Here is a 17,749-nt window from a genome sequence, read left to right as displayed (position 1 = left end):
TTATATACCAATAATTGTAAATTCCTTAAAATATAAATTTTAATTAGTTATAGAAATATCTTTTTAGCTGTGCCACAATAAATAAGAAAAGACCGTATTGCAACATTGCTGCTCTTTTGCATATAATGCTTGGTGAGGCATGAGCCTAGCAGTATAGCCGATCTTCACATACTTATGAAGATGTTTCCTTTTTGCATTGGAGCAAACGTTTTTGGGCACAATCATTGATGTTTAAATTTTTAGCTTCATTTTTGCAGCAAGCGAGCCAAATTTGAGAGCTTTATTTTGGTTATTTCCCACTAAGCTTCTATTATACATCACTTATTTAAATTGTATGTCACCTATATGAAATATCATACTTCAATAAAAATTTATTGTTTTTCGATAAAAAACTATTGAAAAACATAATTACATAAACTATAATGTGGAAGAGGTGATTTTTAATGGATATGAAAGCAAATATATTGAGTAAAGCACTATATGGGGTAGTTTTTATTGGAATTATCATAATGTTAATTCTTATTATAGGACTTCCTAAAATAATTCCTATAATATTTAAGGGTAGTACATTCTATTCACTAGTAAATCATACGGAATTATTAATAATTTTATATATTACAGGAATATTAGCATTGGCAATTTTATTTATGACACTTAAGCTATGTAAGAATATTATTAATAGAACTCCATTTTCGCAAAGTAGCGTATCAAGTTTAAAGGTTATAAGCATATGTTCACTTGGGATTTTTATATGTTATATATACATGTGCATCTTTATGGCATTAACATTAGGCGTTTTTACAATTACAATTGGAGCATTTATGATATCACTTGTGTCAGCAATATTGTTCAAATTGGTAGAACTTGCAGTTGAAATACAGACAGAAAATGAATTGACAATATAGAGAGGGTGATGGATGTGGCGATAATAGTTAATTTGGATGTAATGCTAGCAAAAAGAAAAATGAGCATGAATGAATTATCTGAAAAAGTTGGAATAACACTAGCAAATCTTTCTATATTAAAAAATAACAAAGGTAAGGCAATAAGATTTTCAACACTTGAAGCATTATGCGAAACGTTAGAGTGTCAGCCAGGAGACTTGCTTGAATATGTGAAAGAGGAGTGATGGTGGTGGAATATAATGAAAAGACTGTATTATTTTGGACATTGATATTAGCAGTGTCAATAAACGAGTTATTTTTATTTGGTGGATTTGGAATAGCAGTTCCTTTATATATAGTTATTTATTATGTATTTATTTTTCTTCAGGCTAAAAGGAAAAATATAAAAATTGATATAAAAGAAAATATGTTATTTCTTCCTATAATAATGGCAGGTTTCTGTTTTCTATTATTTGACAATTTAGTTTTAAAAATATTAAATATTTTATTTTTATGGATCTTAATTATATTAAATACAGCAGATATTTATAGTATAAATTCATGTGAAAAATATTCATTAAAATGGTTCATTAATATATATGAAGTAGGGATGTTGTATCCATTTGTAAATATTTTTAAGTGTATGAATGTTATAAAAGATTTTAAAAGCATATCTAAAGAAAAAGCGAATCGTATTTTTAAGGTATCTTTAGGGCTGTTCATTGGATTGTTCATGACTATAATAATTGTTCCGCTATTAATGAGAAGTGATGCTGCATTTACAGGAATAATAGAGAACATTTTTATGAATATAAACTTTAAAGTATTTACAAAAATATTACGAAGATTAATAACATTATTTATGATATTTTTCCCTATGTATAGTTTTATTTATGGAATTACTCATTATGAAAAAGAAAAAATATTGAAAAGTGATAATTATAATTTAGAGATATTAGATTTTACAATTGCAATTACAGTTATATCAATAATATGTGCTATATATATTTTATTTTGCTTTTCACAATTGACATATTTTATTTCTGCTTTTCAAGGAATATTACCTAAAGATTATACATTCTCTGAATATGCGCGAAGAGGATTTTTTGAATGCATTCCTTTAACAATGATTAATGTGGCTTTTGTGGTTTTATTAGATTTGTTTGTAAAAGATAAAAAAAGTATAAAAAAGAAAAAGGTCTTGAATATATATATGACTTTTATTACGATATTCACTTTGTTTCTTGTTATTTCTGCACTTTCCAAAATGATATTATATATTAGTGCTTATGGTTTAACAATTTTAAGAATATATACAGCGTGGTTTTTAATATTACTTTCAGTTATTTTGGTATGTATTTGTATAAAAATATATTCAAAAAAATTTAACTTATTAAAAAATGTATTTATTATTTTTGTTGCTATGTTTATTGGATTAAATTACTGCAATATAGATTATGTAATAGGTAGATATAATGCTAATTTATATATAGAAAAAAATGTAGATACCATAAGTTCATTTGATAGCCTTAGTGTATCAGCTGTTAAACCATTGTTAGAAATGGGAAAATATGATTCAGATGCAGATTATATGTTATATAAATATGAAAAAAGATTAGAAAATAATAATAAATGGCAGAGCTTTAATATTGCTAAATATAATGCATATAAAAGTATAGAAAAAAATTAAAGTGGATTTATTTTCAGTAAGAGAAGGAGAATTATAATCTTGAAGGATAAGTTTTTTAATATGATTATATTTATATTAGGCATTTTTTCTTTGATAATTTCATTAAAACTATTTTGGAATCTTGGCATATATGTAGATGAATTTAATACTTCTCCAAGCATAGTACTTGGAGGAGATTTTTTGAATGTAATGAATTGGATTGAATTATTTTGTTTAATATTAATTTGCATTTTAAGTGGGATTAGTTTGTTTAAGAATCAAAAGTAGTTTAATATATGATATTAATAAATAGGAAATTCATGATATAATACTTAAAGACATAAGTTTATGGAGGAATATATCATGAATAATTTTAAGTATATATTATTTGATTTAGATGGAACAATAACTGATTCAGGAGAAGGAATAACAAAAGCTGTTCAATATGCATTAAAGCATTTTGGAATAAATGTAGAAGATATTAATGAATTAAAGAAGTTTGTTGGTCCTCCACTAAGGGATTCTTATATGAAGTTTTATAATTTTGATGAAGAAAAGGCAACAGAAGGCATTAAAGTATTTAGAGAATACTATGAAGAAAAAGGAATGTTTGAAAACTCACTATATGATGGTATTGTTGATGTATTAAAGGCTCTAAAGAAGAGTGGTAAAGAATTAATTGTGGCAACATCAAAGCCAGAAGTTCATGCAAAGAAAATATTAGAACATTTTAATGTGGACAAATATTTTACTATAATTGCAGGAGCTGATTTTGAAGAAACAAGAGTAAAAAAAGGTGATGTAATTAAATATGCATTAGATAATTTTAGAAACACATTAAATGATAATGAAGTTTTAAATTTATCACAAGTTATAATGATAGGGGATAGAGAACACGACATTATAGGGGCTAAGGAAAATAATATTAAAGCTATAGGTGTTCTTTATGGATATGGCGATGTTGTTGAACTTACACAGGCTAGGGCTTCGTACATAGTTAGTAAACCTGAAGATTTATTGGAAATATTATTATAATGAAATTCAAAAGCCTCAATTTCCAAAAGTATATAATTTAAAATATAGTAATGAACAATTTGTTAAAAATGTTAAAATGTGTTCAAAAATATGTTATATTGTATAAATTTGATATATAATGTAATTACAAAAATTACTCAAAATTTAACTTTAATACAACCTATAGAATCTTAGAAGACAATAAAAGCCGGTTAGAGATTAATTTCTTTAGCCGACTTTTATTTTATAGTTAAAGATTATAAATTAAAAGAAATTATATAACATAAAAGTAAAATTTACTTAAATTATCTGAATTGAAATAATTTTAAGGAGATAGTAATAATGAGGTATAATTTATTACATAATAAAATGGAGACAACTATTAATTTAGTTATCTCCTTTTTGAGGTTTAGAATATATTATGTCTGTTTAGATTATAGACACAAATATTTAATTATAAACAACTAGATATCTATATTATTTATTGTATTTACTTTTATATTATTAAAAACTTCTTATTTTGTTTTCCAATAAGCAGATGCTTCGCTTTCTAATTTTTTTAATCTAGTATAATAGTCAGGAAATTCCATTAAATGTGCCAAAGCGATTTTACCAGTTAATATTGGATCATCATTAGTTACATTAGTATTAGGAAATTTAGTTCCATGTTCTAATTCAACATTAAGTCCCATTGTAAATTGGTTCAAATCAAATTTCTCTTTAGAAAAGTCAATGTTTAATTTATGTGCTATTTCACGTGCTTCAGATGTTGTAAAGAGTGGTTTTGTTTTTTCTCCTCTAAATTTTGAAAGTACTCCATTTATATATTTCATAGTTTGAGCTCCAAGATATTATTATATATTAATATATGAATAAAGATATTTCATGTGATGAATATATTATATATTTACACTTAGGATAAAATCATCTTAAAATCACAAACTAAAGATAATAAATAAAGAAGAGGTGTATTTATGAATAATGTAGCATGGATTGAATATGTGGGATATCTGGCCTCCATATTAATTGGAATATCAATGTTTATGAAAGATATAGTCAAACTTAGGCTTATTAATTTATCTGGAGCAATATTGTTCACTGTATATGGATTTATAATAAAATCATATCCTGTAGCAATAGTAAACTTAATAATATCATTTACCAATATATATTACTTGTTTAAAATGTATAATAATGATAGTAAATAATATAGGGACGTACTGAGTTTAAGGTGAAATAATCGAAATAAAATTTCCATACAATCGAGCATATCATATATTGAATTTTGGTTGTTATCCACTAAACTCTGATAGTACGTCCATTATTAAATTTTAATAATCATTTTAAAATATATCTTCATCTTTTTCTATATTTATGATTTCGGCATCTGTATTACATTCAATAAAGTTAATTATATCTTCAGCTTTTGAATCAACTTGTGATGAAGATTCACATAAGCTTACAATACCTATGTTTATTATTGTATGAATATCTTGAGTATCACATTCTGCTATGGATATATTAAATTTATTTTTCAATCGCTGAGTTATACTTCTTATTATCATTCTCTTTTCTTTTAAAGAATGAACATATGAAGCCCTTAAAGTGATTTTTAAGAATAAAACTTTCATAATAGATAGCCACCAAGCCTTTCAAATTTATTATTGCTTTTTGATTTCTTCTTTATCCCAAATAAAAAGTTCTTTTGAGTTAGTTAATGCACCAAATAAGTTTTTCTTAAAGCCAGGCATTCTTCCATCTAGCTCATGAATTAAATTTTTTATATCTTCTCGTTTAGTTTTTTTATCAGCAGGACATGGGTTTGTTATTATAGGAAAATTATATTTTTTTGCTACATTTTTTATGCTGGCTTCTGCAATATAAACCATAGGACGAATTAATGTTATTGTATCTTTATCCATTAATGTTTTAGGTGAAAAACAGTTAATCCTGCCTTCATAACATAATGAAAGCATAAGGGTTTCTATTGCATCATCTTTATGATGACCTAAAGCAACTTTATTACAGCCAAGTTCTTTTGCTGTGCTATGTAAAATTCCACGACGAAGTTTGGCACAAAGAGAGCATGGATTCTTTTCTTTTTTTATGTCAAATACAATTTCTTGTATATCTGTTTGAATTTCATGAAATTCTATATTTAAATCTTTACATAATTTATGAAGTGGTGAATTATCGACTTTACCAGGATTTAAAGTAATTGCTATAAGTTCAAAATCCTCTGGTGAAAATTTTTTATATTCATTTAAAAGATGAAGGAGTGTTAGACTATCTTTACCACCAGATAAACCAACAGCAATCTTATCACCATTTTCTATTAAGTTATAATCATTTATTGCTTGACGCATTTGGCTAAGTAATTTCCGCATTTTAATGTCCTCCTAAAGTCATGTAGTAAGTATTATTTTAGTATAATATTTCATTTATAAAAATACAATTATAAAAAAATCGCCAAGGCGACTATGATATAGTCTTCTATAAAAATACAAATCCAATAGAATACATAGTTTTTATAAAACGTAATTCTTTAAGCCGTCGATTTTTTTCAGCGCACTCTGGATTTTCTGAGCTTGCCGAAGAAAAGGCCAGGCGCATATAATTTATTTTTTATTCTTTAGGAACTATGCATTTAGTTTATTGCAATATTTTTAAAAATAACTTATCCACAGATTATCCCTGAATATAATTTCCTAAAGAATAAAAAATTATTAAATAAATGAATAATGGAAAAAGATTCTTGACACAATATAGATGATTATCTATACTTATATTGAATATAGATAATCATCTATATTTAGGAGGGATATTTAATGAGTTTAGATTATGAAGATAAAATGAGAATTTTTAAAGCTTTAAGTGATCAAAACAGACTTGAGATAATAGAGATTTTATCATGTAATGAAAAATGTGCATGTGAAATATTAAAAAATTTTGATATTACTCAGCCAACATTATCACACCATATGAAGGTGTTAATGGATTGTGGTTTAGTTGAATGTAACAAAAAAGGAACTTGGAATTATTATAAATTAAGTTCAAAAAAATGTATAGAATTAATAGAGTCATTAAAACAATTATTTTGCGACAATAATAAAAAGAATGTGAAGGAGCCTATATGCAAAGAAGAATAAAAAAATATGATAATTAATCTAGAAATTATTAAAGAATTGAGGAGGTGTAAATTTAATGATAGAAATATTAAAAGATTTATTTAAAAGTGGGGAATTATTAAAAGGAAAGTATGGCATAGAAAGGGAAACATTAAGAGTAAATAAGGATGGAAAGCTTTCAAAAAAGACACATCCCAAAGGGTTTGGTAATAAACTGAAAAATAAATATATAACAATTGATTTTTCGGAAAGCCAGATAGAAATGGTAACTCCTCCTTTAGATAATATGAAGGAAGTTCATAATTTTTTAAATATGTTATATGATATTGTTTCAGTGGAAATTGGTGATGAATATTTATGGCCACAATCTATGCCTTGCTTAATAGAAAATAATGATGAAATACCAATAGGAACTTATGATGACAGTGAGGAAGGAAAGAGAGCCGCTGAATATAGAAAGAGTCTTATAAAAACATATGGAGGAAGAAAACAGCTTATTTGTGGAATTCATTATAATTTTTCTTTTGATGAAAATATAATAAAAAAATTATATGAGTCAAAAAAGCTAAATATAAACGGTGACTATAAAAAATTTAGAGATGAAATTTATTTAAAGGTTGCAAGAAATTTTATAAGATATAGGTGGCTCTTAATTTATTTGCTTGGAAACAGTATAGATGATGAAGCATGTATAAAAGAAGAATATTGCGATAGCATAATATCTTATAGAAATAGTAAATATGGATATAGAAATAAAGAAAATTTATATCCAAGTTATGATAGTGTTAATGCGTATGTAAATAGTTTAAAATCATATATAAATGATCAATATATTCGCAGTTATAAGGAATTATATTCGTCTATAAGGCTTAAGGCAAAGGATGAAAAGAATTTATTAAATTCATTGGAACATGATGGAATAAATTATTTGGAATTTAGAAGTATAGATATAAATCCATTTGAAAAGAGTGGAATAAGTCTAGATGATTTATATTTTCTACAATTATTTAATTTGTTTGTACTTATAAAAGATGAAGAACAATATGATCTTTGGCAGGAAGAGGCATTGGAAAATGCTGATAAGATAAGTTTGTTTGGAATGAACAATATAATTCTTAAAAAGAACGGAAAAGACATTACTAAAGAGAATTATGCATTAGAGATATTAGATGAAATATCAAATATGAATTCAATTTTAGGTTTAGGTAAAGAGCAAGTATTAAAAGAAATATATAATAAAATTTTAAACCATAAAAATACTACAGCTTATAAAATAAAGCAAAACATTAAAGAAAAAGGATATATAAATTCAAACATGATATTATCAGAAATGTATAAACATGAAGCTTTTGAAAAAAGATTTAACTTAGAGGGATATGAAGATTTAGAGTTGTCTACTCAGATATTAATGAAGGAAGCAATAAAGAAGGGGATTTTGGCTCGGGTTATTGATAGGGCTGAAAATTTTATATCTTTAGAGTTTGATGGAAGAAGAGAGTATGTAAAACAAGCTACAAAAACCTCAAAGGATAATTATGTTACAGTTCTTATTATGGAAAATAAAAGTGTAACCAAAAAGGTTCTAAAAGATAATAATATAGAAGTGCCAAGTGGATATGAATTCCATTCTATGAATGAGGCATTAGACAATTTAGATAACTTTATAAATAAACCTATAGTTATAAAACCTAAGTCAACTAATTTTGGTATTGGAATAAGTATTTTCAAAGAAGGCAGTAATAAAGATGATATAATTAAAGCTTTAAAAATAGCATTTTCTAGTGATAATACTGTTCTTGTAGAAGAATTTATAAAGGGAATGGAATTTAGATTTTTAGTGATAGGTGATGAAGTCTGTGGAATACTTCATAGAGTGCCAGCTAATGTTAAAGGTGATGGAATTCATAATATAAAAGAACTAGTTGAAGAAAAAAATAAAGATTCTTTGAGGGGATATAAATACAGAACACCGCTTGAAAAAATAAATTTAGGTGATATTGAAAAGACCTTTTTAAGACTGCAAAATAAAAACTTTGACTATATTCCTAAGAAAGAGGAAATTGTATACTTGAGAGAAAATTCTAATATAAGCACAGGTGGAGATAGCATAGATTTTACAGATGATATTTTAGATAAATATAAGAAAATAGCAGTTCAGGCAGCACAAAAAGTAGGAGCAAAAATATGTGGTGTTGATATGATAATCGAAGATTATAGAAAAGAAGATTCTAATTATGGGATAATAGAATTAAATTTTAATCCTGCAATTCATATTCATTGTTATCCTTACAAAGGGAAAGAGAGAAATATAGGTGAGAAGATATTAGAGTTACTAGGATTTATTTAGTTGTTTATGTAACTCTTATATAAGGATTTGATGTAATTATTATATTTTGATCGAAACTGGTATTTAAAACATCAAGGATTTGAGATTTATAAATCCCAGTTCTTTTATGAAGTTTGTTCTTTAAAACATTTTATCTGGTATATTGTAAAAGTAAAGGGTTAAAAATAAAAAAGTTAAGAAATAGTAATAGTTTAAATTTACTTATTGATTTGCTACGTATAGCATAAAGAATATAAAACTAAGATTCCCCAATAAGTTTATCATTTTGAAGTATATGATCTATTAGCCAGTCATTAAGAAATTGCAATAGTTCTTTAATTGAGACATCTTGATTTGAATCAATATGAGTTAAGTCAAGATTCTCTAGTTTATTTATGAAAGAATCATGCTCTATTTTATGACTAAATAGCCTTTTATAATTTATACTCGCCATATATTTTTCTTCAGTTTCAAAATGAAATTGTGTATAATCCTTTAAAGATTCAAGGATGCCCAATATTTCGTCATATTTATCGAGTTTAAAATTATTAGTTAGTAGCATGTAAGCTTCATTAGTTATTTCAAATAGTTTTTCGTGTTGCTGATCAATAATTTCAATATTTGTTTTAAATTCATCTTTCATTTCATACATAGAATAAGCCCCCTCTTTAACAGTGTTTTCTATATTATATAATTATAATAATAAATATACAATATAGAAAATTTTTGTAAGCAAATTATAGTAATCAAATAATTTAAAAAATATAAAATTGGAGGAATAAAAATGAATTTAAATTGGAGTTTAAAAGAACTTTATACATCATTTGAATGTGATGAGTTCAAAAAAGATATACTAAAATTAAAGGATATGATAAATGAAATAAATGATTATAGCTGTGAATTAGAAAAGTACAGTGATATAGATAATCTTGAAAGTTATATAAAGAAGTTTACTACATTTAAAGATTTATCATATAAATTAAGCATATATATAAACTTGAGCTTAAGCGTAAATACAAAGAACACCGAAGCATTAAAGTATAGTGATATATTAGATAATGAATTAACTGAAATTGTTGAAAGTGAGACAAAGATAAAGAGATATATTAGTAATATAAAAAATATAGATGACCTTATTAACAAATCAGAATTACTTAAAGAACATGAATATATTTTAAAGGAAATAGTTGAAGAAAGTAAGTATTTACTTACCAATAGAGAAGAAAAAATAATTGCAAGTATGAAAAACACTGGATCTAATGCGTGGTCAAAGCTAAAGGATAATTTAATATCTAATTTAATGGTGGATATTGATAAAGACGGAAAAAAGGAAAGTCTTCCTTTAACAGTTGTTTTAAACATGGCTTATGATGATAATGAAGAAATTAGAAAAAAAGCATATGAAGCTGAAATAGCATCATATAAAAAAGTTGAAGAAGGTGTTGCAGCTGCTTTAAATGGTATAAAAGGAGAAGTAATCGCAATTTCTAATTTACGTGGATATGAATCACCACTTTACATGACTTTAAAACAATCTCGTTTAAGTGAACAATCATTAAATGCAATGCTTGATGCCATTAAAGAAAATCTACCTATATTTAGAAAGTATTTAAGAAGAAAAGGTGAAGTTTTAGGATATAAGAATGGATTACCTTTTTATGATTTATATGCACCAGTTAGTAAAGCTGATATGAAGTTTAGTTATGAAGAAGCATGTAAATTTGTAGAAAAGAATTTTAGAACCTTTAGTGATAATTTGGGAGATTTTGCACATAAAGCTATTTATAATAGCTGGATAGATGTTATGCCGAAGGAAGGAAAAGTTGGTGGTGCTTTTTGTGAAAACATACATTTCTTAAAGGAAAGCAGATTTTTACTTAACTTTGGAGGAAATTTTGGTGATGTTGTTACGCTTGCTCATGAGCTTGGTCATGGTTTTCATGGGGAATGTTTAAATGATGAAAGTACATTAAACTCCGATTACCCAATGCCAATAGCTGAAACAGCTTCAACATTTTGCGAAACAATAATAAAAAAAGCAGCATTAAAAGAGGCAACTAAAGAAGAAGCGCTTACAATTTTGGAAACAGAAATAAGTGATTGTACGCAAGTTATAGTAGATATATATTCAAGATTTTTATTTGAAAAGTCAGTTTTTCATAAGAGAAAGGAAAGTTCTTTAACTGTTGAAGAAATAAAAGAACTTATGATTAAAGCTCAAAAAGAAGCTTATGGAGATGGTCTTGATAATAATTATTTACATCCATATATGTGGGCATGGAAACCGCATTATTATGATGCTGATTATAATTATTATAATTTTCCGTATGCATTTGGATTATTATTTGCTAGAGGATTATATGCAGAATACTTAAAAAAAGGAAGTAGTTTTTCTTCAGATTATGAAAAGTTACTTTCAATTACTGGAAAGAATAATTTAGAAGATGTAGCGAAATCTATGAATATTAATATAAATAATATAGATTTCTGGAGATCTTCATTAAAAACAATTGAAAATGACATAGAAAAATTTATAAGTCTTACAGAGGTTAATGGAAATTAGACTTATGCATACTAGAATATAAGAAAGAGTGATATTGTTTGTTTGATGCCATAACGCGAATAGATTTTTCTATTTTAAATTTTATACAGGAAAACATTAAGAATACATTATTAGATAAGATCATGGTTTTTATAACTTCTCTTGGAAACATGTCAATAATATGGATTATTATAGGTATATGTCTTTTGATAAGTAAAAGATATAGAAAGTATGGAATAATGTTGTTTATAGCATTATTGTTATGCGCTATAGTTGGTAATTTAACATTAAAGCCATTAGTTGCAAGAATAAGACCGTTTAATTCTAAGCCATTAATTGATGGACTTCTTATAAAAGAACCTTTAGATTATTCGTTTCCATCTGGACACACCATGTGTTCTTTTGCGCCTGCTGTAGTTCTTTACTATATGAATAAAAAGGCTGGAATATGTGCAGTTATTTTAAGTACATTAATAGGATTCTCAAGATTATACTTATATGTACATTATCCGTCAGATGTGGCAAGTGGGGCTATTATAGGGATCATATTAGGAACACTATCAATTTATTTATATAATATGATACAAAGTAAAATAAATTAAGTTGATTTATAAATTTTTGAAGTTATATTAATTTGAGGCTATATTAAAATGATTAGTCAGTTTTAATATAGCCTCAATTTATTAATTAGAGGGGTATTTTAAAGTAACTAAATACTTTAAAATACAACTTCATTATATGGCGTATTTTTCTTCTACTGTAATAGCTTTTTCTGCAGAAGATATTTTTACTTGTGTCATTGACACTGGATCTAATATTTCTTCAATTTGATCTTTTGTTAAAAGCTCCTCTTCAAGAACAATTTCTTTAACTGTCTTTCCAGTTTTTAATGCAGTTTTTGCAATATGAGAAGATTCCTTATAACCAATGTAAGGACAAAGTGCAGTAGTAATTCCAACACTGATTTCTAAAAGTTCCTTACATCGATCTTCATTAGCGGTAATTCCAGAAACGCAATTATCTACAAAAGTCATTACAGCATTTGTTAATGTTTCTATTGATTCAAATAAGTTGTAGAATAATACTGGTTCAAATGCATTTAATTCTAATTGTCCAGATTCAGCTGCCATTGTAATTGTAAAGTCGTTTCCTATTATATTGAAAGCAACTTGTGATACTACCTCTGGAATAACAGGATTTATTTTACCTGGCATAATTGATGAACCATTTTGCATTGCTGGCAAAGAAATTTCGCCAATTCCAGTCTTAGGACCGCTTGATAATAATCTTAAATCATTGGCTATTTTAGAAAGATCAACAGCGCAAGTCTTTAATATTCCTGAGACACTTACAAATCCATCAAGATTTTGAGTTGCATCAATTAAATCAGATGCTTGTCTTATATCTAAACTAGTTACTTTCTTCAAGTTATTTTCTATATTATATAAATATTCAGAACTTACATTTATTGAAGTTCCAATGGCTGTAGCACCAATATTAACTATAAGCATTTCTTCTTTGGCTTTTGTAAGCCTGTTAATATCACGCTTGATAACTGATGCAAAAGCATGAAATGATTGACCAAGTCTTATTGGAACAGCATCTTGAAGTTGAGTACGCCCCATTTTAATTATATTATTAAATTCCAAGGATTTTAATTCTAAAGCATTATATAAACGTTGAAGTTCATTTATTGCATCTGGAAGTAATTTTAAAACTGTGAGTTTACCAGCCGTTGGAAAAACATCATTAGTAGATTGAGCCATATTCACATGATCATTTGGATGAATAATTGAATAATCACCTTTGCAGCCGCCAAGGAGTTCAATTGCACGATTTGCTATAACTTCATTTGCATTCATGTTTGAAGATGTTCCGGCACCTCCTTGAATTGCATCTACAATAAATTCATCATGAAGTTTTCCGCTTATTATTTCATCACATGCATTTATAATTGCAGTTGCTAATGAGGAGTCTAGAAGACTAGCATTTCTGTTTGTTATGGCACAAGCTTTTTTTATTTCTGCAAGGCTTATTATAAATTTTGGATGCAGTCTTTTATTGGTTATAGAAAAATTTTTACTTGCTCTTAATGATTGAACTCCATAATAAGCATTTTCTGGGACATTCAAACTACCTATTGAATCATATTCTTTTCTTATTTTCATAATAAATCCTCTTTTCTAACTAATATTTATATTTTCTTAAATCTAAATAAAAATTAATAATTTATTTTGTTTTCATCTGACAATTGAAGATTAGCATTGTTTGAAATTGATGTAAATATATTCAAGGTAATTATGAATAAAACCATAAAAATAATTTAATAAACTTTAATAATTTTAAATAAAAAATAAAATAACTTTAGAATATAAAAACGAATATTGATACTAAAATAATAGTTAATATTCGATATTGCTTAAAAATAGAAATAAAATATATCTGATATATATGGTAACTAAGGAATTTCATTTAATAAAATAAAGATTTGATAGATTTGTTATGGATTATATAAAAATCATTGCTGTTAATTTTTTTATAAATAAGTAAAAAAAACTTGAAAAAAATGTGTAAAGACTTTATTATATAAATATAGAACAGTGTCAAAGTTAATTTTTATAAATAAGTTTTGAAAAGTTATTTATAAAATTAAATCTGAACATTAAACACAATTTTATATTTCGCAAAGACGCGTATCAATAGTTTATATTGATGCGCTTTTTTTATTAAAAAGGGGGGAATTAATCATGGACAAAATTGATTTAAAGATTATTGAATTATTACAAAAGAATGCACGTTTTCCGCTCAAACACTTAGCAGAAGAGGTATTCTTATCTACACCAGCAGTGTCATCACGTATAGAAAAGCTACAAGAAGCTGGAATTATAACTGGATATACAGCGAATATTAATCCAATTAAACTAGGATATAATATAAAAGCATTTATTAATTTAGAAGTGTCACCGAAACAAAAAACAGATTTCTATCCATTTATAAAATCATGTCCAAATGTACTGGAATGTAACTGCGTTACAGGAAAATATTCTATGCTTATTAAGGTGGCATATCATACAACAGAAGAACTAGATGCATTTATTAATGAAATACAAAAGTTCGGAAACACAGAAACACAAATTGTATTTTCAACGGCAGTAGAACACAGAGGAATTAACTTAAGTAAAGATGAAGAATACTTTGTAAAATAAAGATTAATCCAATAAAAAATAATTTTTTTAGTTATATGTTAAATTTCTAAATCATAATATATAGTAATTAAACTAATGAATAGATATATTTAGTGTTAGAAATTTAACAGGAGGTAATTTGGTGGGGGAATATGAAGAGAACCTAAATGAAAATAAAAACATTATTTTAAGAAACATAGAACAAAGTAAACAAGCAGGTTTAAATAAAGTTTCCGCAGTCTTTGCAATAAGCAAAAGGGATGAAGTAAGAAAGAATATGATTACTGATTTAGCAGCTTGGCTTATTACAAATGGATATAAAGTATCTTTAAAAGAGGGCGAATTAAAAATATTAATTATAGAATGGGATTAACATAAATAAAGGACGTACTGAGTTTGGTGGATAAAAACTGAAATAAAGCTCTTATGTGTGGCTCGCTTGCTACACATAAGAGCTTTATTTCTTTATTTTATCTAAATTTATAGTATCAACATTATTGTTGTAAATAAATATATTTTTAAATTAAGAAGCAATTATTTATACATGTTAAAGATTTAAAAGTTCATATTTTATCATTTTTTAAAAGGTATAATTTTATGAATTTATAAATATCGGAATATAAATTCTTAAGAATTTGCTTATTTATTGGGAATCACAGGACTTTTTAAATTATATTCAATTTCGATTATTTCTCACTAAATTCTGATTTTACGCAATTTATTTATGGTGTTCATTAAAATATTTTAGATCAAATAAATATTTTTCACTTTCTTGCATTTTATGAACTAAAAATTTTAAATCGCTAGAGAGCATATAAAGTTCTTGTGGAGAAAGATTTGATTTATTAAATTCGTCTGTATCTTTTATAATATTGTTAATTTTATTTATGGTGTTATCTATGGATGCAGCTGTATCTGAAAGTTTATTATTTAAAACTGAGATGCTTTGTTTAACACTATTTAATTCAAAATATAAATTATCTAATTTATTATTAAATTCTATTGATAATTTAGTTATTGATTCTAAAATGTCAGCATTGTATGCCAAAATTATCACTACCTTTTTAATTGAAAGATATATTTTATTATGTACATTTTAATAAAGTTTTATTACATATATTATAATAATCACACTATGAAGAAATATTACATGAAAAATACAATAAAGAATAGTCTTTATAATATAAGGTGAAAATTGACAAAATAACATATAAATTATAGAATAAATGTATTATTACATAATAAATAAAGAAATGGAGCGATAGGCATGAAGGCAATATTAACAGTAATTGGAGAAGATAAAGTTGGTATTATAGCAGGTATCAGCAATAAAATGTTAGAATATAAAATAAATATTCTAGATGTTAATCAAACTATAATGCAAGGATTCTTTACAATGATTATGGTACTTGATATTAAGGAAATGAATGTAAGCTTCGAAGAAGTTAAGGCAGGATTAAATGCTGAGGGTGAAAGACTTGGGGTTGAAGTAAAGGTTCAAAAAGAAGAAATCTTTAAATCAATGCATTCACTATAATAGGAGGGCTATAATGAATACTAACAACATATTAGAAACAATAAAAATGATTGAGGAAGAAAAGCTTGACGTAAGAACTATAACAATGGGTATATCATTACTTGATTGTATAGACAGTGATGGAGAAAAAGCTAGAACGAAGATATATGATAAAATTACTAAGTCTGCTGAAAACTTAGTTAAAGTAGGGCGTGAAATTGAAACTGAATTTGGTATTCCAATAGTAAATAAAAGAGTTTCAATAACACCTATGTCAATAGTTGCAGGAGCAAGTAATGATACAAGTTATGTTAAATTTGCTCAAACTTTAGATAGGGCAGCAGAAACACTTGGAATAGACTTTTTGGGGGGATTTTCAGCTTTAGTTCAAAAAGGATGTACTAAAGGTGATAAGATTTTAATTGATTCAATTCCTGAAGCATTAGTTACTACAAATAAAGTATGTGCATCTGTAAATGTAGGCTGCACAAAATCAGGAATAAATATGAATGCTGTAAGAGACATGGGAGAAATTATTAAAAGAACAGCAGAACTTACTAAAGATCAGCATGGTTTTGGATGTGCAAAGCTAGTCGTATTTGCAAATGCTGTTGAAGATAATCCATTTATGGCAGGAGCTTTCCACGGTGTAGGAGAAGCAGAAAAAATAATAAACGTTGGGGTTAGTGGACCAGGAGTTGTTAAAAGAGCCCTTGAACAAGTTAGAGGACAATCTTTTGATGCTGTTGCAGAAATGATTAAAAAGACAGCATTTAAGGTTACTAGAATGGGAGAACTTGTTGCAAATGAAGCTTCAAGAAGACTTGGAGTTCCTTTTGGGATAGTTGATCTATCACTGGCACCAACACCAGCAGTTGGAGATTCTGTTGCAGAAATATTAGAAGAGATAGGACTTGAACAAGTTGGAACACATGGTACTATAGCAGCCCTTGCTATGCTTAATGATGCAGTTAAAAAAGGTGGTGTTATGGCTTGTAGCCATGTTGGTGGTCTTAGTGGTGCATTCATTCCAGTATCAGAAGATGCCGGTATGATAGATGCAGTTATAAGTGGATCATTAAACTTAGAAAAGTTAGAAGGGATGACTTGTGTATGTTCAGTTGGACTTGATATGATTGCAATTCCAGGAGATACACCAGCATCTACAATTTCAGCAATGATTGCAGATGAAGCTGCAATAGGAGTTATAAACAATAAAACTACAGCTGTAAGAATTATACCAGCTCCAGGATGTGTTATTGGAGATATGGTTGAATTTGGAGGACTTTTAGGTAGAGCACCTGTTATGAAGGTAAATGGTAAGTCGTCAGAATTATTTACAGCAAGAGGTGGAAGAATTCCAGCTCCAATACATTCATTTAAAAACTAAAATGTAGTATATATTACATAGATATAAACATTAAATATAGCATTAATTAAATTATGAATAAGCATAAATTGTATATGTGTACAGTTTATGCTTAT

At 26.5% G+C, this 17,749-nt stretch carries 20 protein-coding genes; 14 read left to right on the top strand and 6 right to left on the bottom strand.

Going from position 1 to position 17,749, the window contains the following annotated elements; translation table 11 throughout:
- The first annotated feature begins 443 nt into the window (after window positions 1-443).
- The 5 genes from CNEONATNEC86_RS13440 (at window position 444) to CNEONATNEC86_RS13420 (ending at window position 3,588) form a co-directional block, all read left to right on the top strand.
- Window positions 444-905: a DUF2975 domain-containing protein gene (locus CNEONATNEC86_RS13440; protein ID WP_125148518.1), complete on the top strand. Its 462-nt coding sequence runs from the start codon at window positions 444-446 to the stop codon at window positions 903-905.
- Window positions 906-919: 14 nt separating this feature from the next.
- Window positions 920-1,129 (top strand): helix-turn-helix domain-containing protein, encoded by a 210-nt coding sequence (locus CNEONATNEC86_RS13435; RefSeq protein ID WP_058295702.1) that lies wholly within the window; start codon window positions 920-922, stop codon window positions 1,127-1,129.
- A gap of 5 nt (window positions 1,130-1,134) precedes the next feature.
- Window positions 1,135-2,574, top strand: coding sequence for a DUF4153 domain-containing protein (locus CNEONATNEC86_RS13430; protein ID WP_159136193.1), 1,440 nt, complete (start codon window positions 1,135-1,137; stop codon window positions 2,572-2,574).
- 39 nt (window positions 2,575-2,613) lie between these two features.
- A complete protein-coding gene (locus tag CNEONATNEC86_RS13425; protein ID WP_230132136.1) occupies window positions 2,614-2,841 on the top strand; it encodes a hypothetical protein in 228 nt (75 codons plus the stop codon).
- Window positions 2,842-2,913: 72 nt separating this feature from the next.
- Window positions 2,914-3,588: an HAD family hydrolase gene (locus tag CNEONATNEC86_RS13420; protein WP_058296928.1), complete on the top strand. Its 675-nt coding sequence runs from the start codon at window positions 2,914-2,916 to the stop codon at window positions 3,586-3,588.
- 494 nt (window positions 3,589-4,082) lie between these two features.
- Here CNEONATNEC86_RS13420 and CNEONATNEC86_RS13415 read toward each other — a convergent pair whose 3' ends face one another.
- A complete protein-coding gene (locus CNEONATNEC86_RS13415) occupies window positions 4,083-4,400 on the bottom strand; it encodes a DUF5661 family protein (protein ID WP_125148516.1) in 318 nt (105 codons plus the stop codon).
- A 141-nt stretch (window positions 4,401-4,541) separates the two neighbouring features.
- Between CNEONATNEC86_RS13415 and CNEONATNEC86_RS13410 the strand changes: the two genes are divergently transcribed.
- Window positions 4,542-4,775 (top strand): YgjV family protein, encoded by a 234-nt coding sequence (locus tag CNEONATNEC86_RS13410; RefSeq protein ID WP_058295698.1) that lies wholly within the window; start codon window positions 4,542-4,544, stop codon window positions 4,773-4,775.
- A gap of 135 nt (window positions 4,776-4,910) precedes the next feature.
- Here CNEONATNEC86_RS13410 and CNEONATNEC86_RS13405 read toward each other — a convergent pair whose 3' ends face one another.
- Entirely contained in the window at window positions 4,911-5,198 is a 288-nt protein-coding gene (locus tag CNEONATNEC86_RS13405) for a DUF503 domain-containing protein (protein ID WP_058295697.1), read from the bottom strand.
- Between the two features lie 30 nt (window positions 5,199-5,228).
- A complete protein-coding gene (locus CNEONATNEC86_RS13400) occupies window positions 5,229-5,954 on the bottom strand; it encodes a tRNA 2-thiocytidine biosynthesis TtcA family protein (RefSeq protein WP_159136192.1) in 726 nt (241 codons plus the stop codon).
- Window positions 5,955-6,395: 441 nt separating this feature from the next.
- Here CNEONATNEC86_RS13400 and CNEONATNEC86_RS13395 point away from each other — a divergent pair, with 441 nt between their 5' ends.
- Entirely contained in the window at window positions 6,396-6,716 is a 321-nt protein-coding gene (locus CNEONATNEC86_RS13395; RefSeq protein WP_058295695.1) for an ArsR/SmtB family transcription factor, read from the top strand.
- A 55-nt stretch (window positions 6,717-6,771) separates the two neighbouring features.
- The gene (gene gshAB / locus CNEONATNEC86_RS13390; RefSeq protein WP_159136191.1) at window positions 6,772-9,042 is read left to right on the top strand and encodes a bifunctional glutamate--cysteine ligase GshA/glutathione synthetase GshB; all 2,271 of its coding nucleotides are present in this window, start codon (window positions 6,772-6,774) and stop codon (window positions 9,040-9,042) included.
- A gap of 238 nt (window positions 9,043-9,280) precedes the next feature.
- Here gshAB and CNEONATNEC86_RS13385 read toward each other — a convergent pair whose 3' ends face one another.
- Window positions 9,281-9,673: a bacteriohemerythrin gene (locus CNEONATNEC86_RS13385; RefSeq protein ID WP_159136190.1), complete on the bottom strand. Its 393-nt coding sequence runs from the start codon at window positions 9,671-9,673 to the stop codon at window positions 9,281-9,283.
- 132 nt (window positions 9,674-9,805) lie between these two features.
- Here CNEONATNEC86_RS13385 and CNEONATNEC86_RS13380 point away from each other — a divergent pair, with 132 nt between their 5' ends.
- Window positions 9,806-11,584 carry a M3 family oligoendopeptidase gene (locus tag CNEONATNEC86_RS13380; protein WP_159136189.1) on the top strand — a complete coding sequence of 593 codons (1,779 nt, stop codon included), beginning with the start codon at window positions 9,806-9,808 and terminating at the stop codon, window positions 11,582-11,584.
- A gap of 38 nt (window positions 11,585-11,622) precedes the next feature.
- The gene (locus tag CNEONATNEC86_RS13375; RefSeq protein WP_230132135.1) at window positions 11,623-12,165 is read left to right on the top strand and encodes a phosphatase PAP2 family protein; all 543 of its coding nucleotides are present in this window, start codon (window positions 11,623-11,625) and stop codon (window positions 12,163-12,165) included.
- A 132-nt stretch (window positions 12,166-12,297) separates the two neighbouring features.
- On the opposite strand, the gene CNEONATNEC86_RS13370 is transcribed toward CNEONATNEC86_RS13375, so the two are convergent.
- A complete protein-coding gene (locus CNEONATNEC86_RS13370; RefSeq protein WP_159136188.1) occupies window positions 12,298-13,731 on the bottom strand; it encodes an aspartate ammonia-lyase in 1,434 nt (477 codons plus the stop codon).
- Between the two features lie 579 nt (window positions 13,732-14,310).
- Here CNEONATNEC86_RS13370 and CNEONATNEC86_RS13365 point away from each other — a divergent pair.
- A complete protein-coding gene (locus CNEONATNEC86_RS13365) occupies window positions 14,311-14,769 on the top strand; it encodes an Lrp/AsnC family transcriptional regulator (RefSeq protein ID WP_125149910.1) in 459 nt (152 codons plus the stop codon).
- Window positions 14,770-14,890: 121 nt separating this feature from the next.
- On the top strand, window positions 14,891-15,121 hold the full coding sequence (locus CNEONATNEC86_RS13360; protein WP_125149909.1) for a hypothetical protein: 231 nt from the start codon (window positions 14,891-14,893) through the stop codon (window positions 15,119-15,121).
- Between the two features lie 345 nt (window positions 15,122-15,466).
- Here the strand turns inward: CNEONATNEC86_RS13360 and CNEONATNEC86_RS13355 are convergent, their stop codons facing one another.
- Window positions 15,467-15,796, bottom strand: a complete 330-nt coding sequence (locus CNEONATNEC86_RS13355; RefSeq protein ID WP_125149908.1) for a hypothetical protein — start codon at window positions 15,794-15,796, stop codon at window positions 15,467-15,469.
- Between the two features lie 219 nt (window positions 15,797-16,015).
- Between CNEONATNEC86_RS13355 and CNEONATNEC86_RS13350 the strand changes: the two genes are divergently transcribed.
- Entirely contained in the window at window positions 16,016-16,285 is a 270-nt protein-coding gene (locus CNEONATNEC86_RS13350) for an ACT domain-containing protein (protein ID WP_058295672.1), read from the top strand.
- A gap of 13 nt (window positions 16,286-16,298) precedes the next feature.
- Window positions 16,299-17,654: a PFL family protein gene (locus tag CNEONATNEC86_RS13345; protein ID WP_159136187.1), complete on the top strand. Its 1,356-nt coding sequence runs from the start codon at window positions 16,299-16,301 to the stop codon at window positions 17,652-17,654.
- Window positions 17,655-17,749: the final 95 nt, after the last annotated feature.

Origin of the sequence: Clostridium neonatale, from assembly GCF_900465025.1 — a bacterium.
Lineage (GTDB): Bacteria > Bacillota > Clostridia > Clostridiales > Clostridiaceae > Clostridium > Clostridium neonatale.
Note: the sequence above shows the minus strand (reverse complement) of the source record. Positions and strands in the feature narration are given on the sequence as shown.

Bases quoted from the DNA above. Each gene is read 5' to 3' on its own strand.
- CNEONATNEC86_RS13405 (WP_058295697.1), bottom strand. From the start codon at position 5,198: ATGAAAGTTTTATTCTTAAAAATCACTTTAAGGGCTTCATATGTTCAT.
- CNEONATNEC86_RS13380 (WP_159136189.1), top strand. From the start codon at position 9,806: ATGAATTTAAATTGGAGTTTAAAAGAACTTTATACATCATTTGAATGT.
- CNEONATNEC86_RS13410 (WP_058295698.1), top strand. From the start codon at position 4,542: ATGAATAATGTAGCATGGATTGAATATGTGGGATATCTGGCCTCCATA.
- CNEONATNEC86_RS13365 (WP_125149910.1), top strand. From the start codon at position 14,311: ATGGACAAAATTGATTTAAAGATTATTGAATTATTACAAAAGAATGCA.
- CNEONATNEC86_RS13395 (WP_058295695.1), top strand. From the start codon at position 6,396: ATGAGTTTAGATTATGAAGATAAAATGAGAATTTTTAAAGCTTTAAGT.
- CNEONATNEC86_RS13440 (WP_125148518.1), top strand. From the start codon at position 444: ATGGATATGAAAGCAAATATATTGAGTAAAGCACTATATGGGGTAGTT.
- CNEONATNEC86_RS13415 (WP_125148516.1), bottom strand. From the start codon at position 4,400: ATGAAATATATAAATGGAGTACTTTCAAAATTTAGAGGAGAAAAAACA.
- CNEONATNEC86_RS13370 (WP_159136188.1), bottom strand. From the start codon at position 13,731: ATGAAAATAAGAAAAGAATATGATTCAATAGGTAGTTTGAATGTCCCA.
- CNEONATNEC86_RS13350 (WP_058295672.1), top strand. From the start codon at position 16,016: ATGAAGGCAATATTAACAGTAATTGGAGAAGATAAAGTTGGTATTATA.
- CNEONATNEC86_RS13345 (WP_159136187.1), top strand. From the start codon at position 16,299: ATGAATACTAACAACATATTAGAAACAATAAAAATGATTGAGGAAGAA.
- CNEONATNEC86_RS13400 (WP_159136192.1), bottom strand. From the start codon at position 5,954: ATGCGGAAATTACTTAGCCAAATGCGTCAAGCAATAAATGATTATAAC.
- gshAB (WP_159136191.1), top strand. From the start codon at position 6,772: ATGATAGAAATATTAAAAGATTTATTTAAAAGTGGGGAATTATTAAAA.
- CNEONATNEC86_RS13385 (WP_159136190.1), bottom strand. From the start codon at position 9,673: ATGTATGAAATGAAAGATGAATTTAAAACAAATATTGAAATTATTGAT.